This window comes from Mesorhizobium sp. (assembly GCF_024509055.1).
Classification (GTDB): Bacteria; Pseudomonadota; Alphaproteobacteria; order Rhizobiales; family Rhizobiaceae; genus Mesorhizobium.
The window spans coordinates 1-3,956 of the sequence record NZ_JANINM010000145.1 but is presented as its reverse complement, the minus strand read 5'-3'; the positions used below and the strand labels follow the sequence as shown (position 1 = coordinate 3,956).

The window sequence follows — 3,956 nt, the reverse complement described above, 5'->3', positions numbered from 1 at the left end:
CCGGATCGTCGGCGCAGGCCATGCTGGTGTCGAGATGCAGCTTGGTGAAGCCGGCTTCGGCATAAGCGTCGATCATCGCCGCGGCCTTCTTCATCGCCTCGGCGGCGGGCAGATGCTTCCACGGATTGGGGCCAAGATGGTCGCCGCCGAGGATCAGCCGGTCGAGAGGGAAGCCGGTGCTCGCCGCATGGTCTTCAACGAAAGTTCGGAAGGCCGCGGGCGTCATGCCTGTATAGCCGCCTTCGTGGTTGACCTGGTTGCAGGTCGCCTCGATCAATACATCCGAACTATAAGCGGCACCGTGGCGTAGCGTCGCCTCGATCACCAGCGGATGGGCCGAGCAGATCGAAGCGATGCCGCCCCTGCTGCCCGCCGCTCGCCGCGCGGCGATCCCCGCAAATCTCTCGGTCGCGCTCATGCGCTTGCCCCTGCCCTGGCGATGAAGGCCTCGACATCGGCAAGCCGATGGATGCCCTCCATCGGCCCCTTGCGCGTGACCGCGAGCGCACCGCAGGCATTGGCGATGCGGAGCGCTTCGGCTGGCGCCGCGGCACGCAGCCAGAAGGAAACGAAGGCGGCGCCGAAGCAGTCGCCGGCGCCGGTCGGGTCTACCTCTTCGACCGCAAAGCCGGGCATGGTGACCGTGCCTTGCCGGTCATGGTAGGCAGCGCCGTCGGCGCCCTTCTTCAGAACGATGCATGAGACGCCCCGCCCCAAAAGGTCGTCGACCGCGCCCTGCTCGTCGCTGGCCGTCGAGAACAGGAACAACTCGCTGCCGCTAGGCAAGAAGACATCGGTCTGCGCGAGCACCTGGTCGAGCGCCTCGCGCATCCCGGAAGCCTGCATGATCTCACGGCGGATGTTCGGGTCGAAGGACACTGTGCCGCCCCTGGCCTTGACGGCTACGATCGCGGCGAGCGCGACGTCCGTAGCACGATCCGAAAACAGCGAAGAGCCCATGACATGGACGTGATCGGCGCCGGCAAGCAGCCGCCGGGCGGCGTCGTCCATGTCCAGCAGGCCGGCGGCGCTGTTGCGGATGTTGAAGACGAAATGCCGGGACGCGTCTGCCCGATAGGTGACGAAGGCCGTGCCGGTCGCATGGCCTTCATGGACGGCGATCGCTGAAACATCGGCGCCCAGAGTGCGCAGCCGATCGATGTTCAACTGGCCGAAATCGTCCTTGCCGACGGCGCCGACGAGACCCGCGGGCTGGCCGAGCGCCGCCGCCTGGCCGATGAATATGGCCGGCGCGCCGGACGGAAAGGGTCCGACCAGCGGCCCAGGTTCGAGAAAGCTCTGGCCGATCCGTTCGGCCATGATCTCGACGAGGATCTCGCCGGCTGAAACCAGCTTCTTCATCACATCCTCCGGCATTTCGTCGGCGAAGCCCGCTCTCCGCGCATGCCTAAAATTGAATACGGCTCGTTCTTTTTCACGTCAATTAATAAATTTACGCGTGGAATAATTTCACCCAACGCGTTGAAACTTGCAAACTTGTCTGTAAAGTTTCAACTTGCAGTCGCGCGCTGGCGCGCCCTATGTAGGCGCCAGGGCAGCGCATGGGACCAAGGATTCCATGTCGCGAGGGTTGGAATGCCGATGACGCACAAGACAATGGAGGATTTCGCCCGTTCCTGCGGCGTCTCAAGACCGACACTATCGAAATATTTCGACGATCCGACCAGCGTCAAACCGGCGACGCGAAAGCGCATCGAGGAAGCGCTGCGCTCATCCGACTACCAGCCCAATCTTTTCGCCCGGAACCTCAATCGCAAGCGCACGCGCAGCATCGGCATCGTCGTGCCGACGGTCGCCGACCCGTTCTATTCGGAAATGGTCAGCCGCATCGAACTGAGGCTGCGCGACGAAGGCTACTGGCCGATCGTGATTTCCTCGCACGGATCGAGCGAGCTCGAAGCCGAGGCGACGCGGACCATACTGTCACTGAAGGTATCCGGGGCGCTGATCGCGCCGCTCGGCCGGCGCTCCGACCGGCGGGCGATCGAGAAGCTGACGCAGGCGATCCCGATCGTCTATTTCGACACCTACCTCGAAGGCGACACACCCTTTGTCGGCAACAACAACGTGCAGAGCATGTCAACCATCGTCGATTATCTCTGTCGCTCGGGCGACGCCCCCGTCTATTTCGACATCCCGCATGTCAACCACAATTCGCGAGAGCGGGTGGAGAACTATGCCGACGCAATGCGCCGGCTCGGCCAGCAGCCGGTCGTCTTCGGCAACACCGACGACTACACATGGGATTTCGAGCGCATCGGCTACGAGCAGACGGAGAGGATGCTCGGCAATGGTGGCCTGCCGGGCAAGACCATTCTCTGCGCCAACGACCGCCTTGCCTTTGGTGTCATGGCGGCGGCTTTTTCGAAGGGCCTGAGAGTGGGCCGCAAGGCGGATTGCGACCTGCGGGTCGCCGCGCATGACGACCATCCGCTCAGCCGCTACACCTGCCCTGCGCTTACCACCATGGCGCAGGATTTTGCTGCCATGGCCGGACGCAGCGTCGAGACGCTGCTGGCGTTGCTCGACGAGGACGGAGCCAAGGTCACGGCAAAGGTCAACCTGGACGCGACGCTGGTGATGCGCCAGTCGGCCTGAGAGCTAGAGCATTTCCGCGCGGAAGGCCGCTTCACACTTTTCCTGAAATTGCCCTAGCCGAAAGCAGGGTCGAACTCCCGCCACGTGGCAACCGCAGCCTCGACGGCCTGCCGCGATGCCTGCCCGTGACGGCCCATGGAAACGAAACCGTGGATCTGCCCCGGCCAGTGCCTCAGCACGACCGGCACGGCGGCCTCTTCAAGCCGTTTGGCGTAGGCCTCGCCTTCGTCGGCGAGGATGTCGTGGCCGGCGATCGCGACGAACGCCGGTGGAGCACCGGCCAGGTTCTTCGCCCTGAGCGGCGAAACGCGCCAGTCGTCGATATCCGCGGTATCGCGAATGTAGTGGTCGCGGAACCAGGCCATGGTCGACGCCGTCAGGCCAAAACCCTCGCCGAAGCGACGATAGCTGTCCGCCGTCTGAGACGCATCGGTGTTCGGGTAAAGCAAAAGCTGCGCGGTCAGCCGCGGACCGTCGTCTCGCGAGAGAAGGCCCAGCACGGTGGCGAGATTGCCGCCGGCGCTGTCGCCGGCAACGGCGATGCGAGCACCGTCGACGCCGAGATCGCCGGCCGCTTCCCGCATGAAGGAAAGCACTGAGCGGCAATCCTCGACCGCCGCCGGAAACTTGTGCTCCGGCGCCAGCCGGTAATCGGGCGAGACGACGACGCACGCTGCTATGTTGGCGAACCAGCGGCAGATCTCATCGTGCGAATCGAGATTGCCGATCACCCAGCCACCGCCATGCAGATAGAGCAGCGCCGGGGCATCGGCCAGGGGCGCGCCCTGCCCGCGGTAAATACGCAGCCTGAGCGGCCCGCTTGGCCCCGCGATGCTCCGCTCGGCGACCTCGGCGACTGGCTCTTTATCGCCCTGCAGGCCGGGGAAACCGCTCTCGTAGGCGCGCCGCGCTTGTTGCGGCGTGCCAGCCTCGAAAGGTGGCTCGCTCTCCTGCCGGCCGAGTTCGAGGACGCGCTGTGCCTGTGGGTCGAGCGATGGCATCGTGAAGCCTCAGGCGAGCAGGCTCGCCGCCTCGTCCTCGCCGAGCAGCGGCGGCTGGTCGACCGCGCCGACGACCGCGACCGAATTGCGGCTCTCGCCGGAGGCAAGGATCGCTTCCATGATTTCCAGCACATGCAGCGCCAGCTCGCCGGAAGCGCGCGGCTTCCCGCCTTCCGACAACGACCGCGCCAGATCGGCGACGCCGAGCATGCGGTAATTGGCGCGATCGGGCGCGGCGTAGGGCCAGTTGCGCGCGCCGTAGAGCTCACCTTCGCTCTCGAAATCCTTCCAGTCGGCGCCGCGCGCGGAGAGCGAGACCGTGCCGCCGAACGTGTC

4 protein-coding genes and 1 pseudogene are annotated in these 3,956 nt (G+C 65.2%); 1 reads left to right on the top strand and 4 read right to left on the bottom strand.

All coding sequences use genetic code 11. The features are described from left to right. Positions 1-418: class II D-tagatose-bisphosphate aldolase, non-catalytic subunit (locus Q0L57_RS07660; protein ID WP_296740563.1), on the bottom strand; the 418-nt coding region annotated here is incomplete at its 3' end. After that, positions 415-1,362 carry a sugar kinase gene (locus tag Q0L57_RS07655; RefSeq protein WP_296740561.1) on the bottom strand — a complete coding sequence of 316 codons (948 nt, stop codon included), beginning with the start codon at positions 1,360-1,362 and terminating at the stop codon, positions 415-417. The genes Q0L57_RS07660 and Q0L57_RS07655, both read right to left, overlap by 4 nt. A 234-nt stretch (positions 1,363-1,596) precedes the next feature. On the opposite strand from Q0L57_RS07655, the gene Q0L57_RS07650 reads away from it, so the two are divergent. Continuing rightward, the gene (locus Q0L57_RS07650; protein WP_296740558.1) at positions 1,597-2,619 is read left to right on the top strand and encodes a LacI family DNA-binding transcriptional regulator; all 1,023 of its coding nucleotides are present in this window, start codon (positions 1,597-1,599) and stop codon (positions 2,617-2,619) included. Between the two features lie 53 nt (positions 2,620-2,672). On the opposite strand, the gene Q0L57_RS07645 is transcribed toward Q0L57_RS07650, so the two are convergent. Together Q0L57_RS07645 and Q0L57_RS07640 are read right to left on the bottom strand one after the other, a co-directional pair. Then, complete coding sequence (locus Q0L57_RS07645; protein WP_296740556.1) at positions 2,673-3,620, bottom strand: alpha/beta hydrolase; 948 nt, start codon at positions 3,618-3,620, stop codon at positions 2,673-2,675. Positions 3,621-3,629: 9 nt separating this feature from the next. After that, positions 3,630-3,956 (bottom strand): annotated as a pseudogene (locus tag Q0L57_RS07640) (gfo/Idh/MocA family oxidoreductase); the annotation flags it as partial.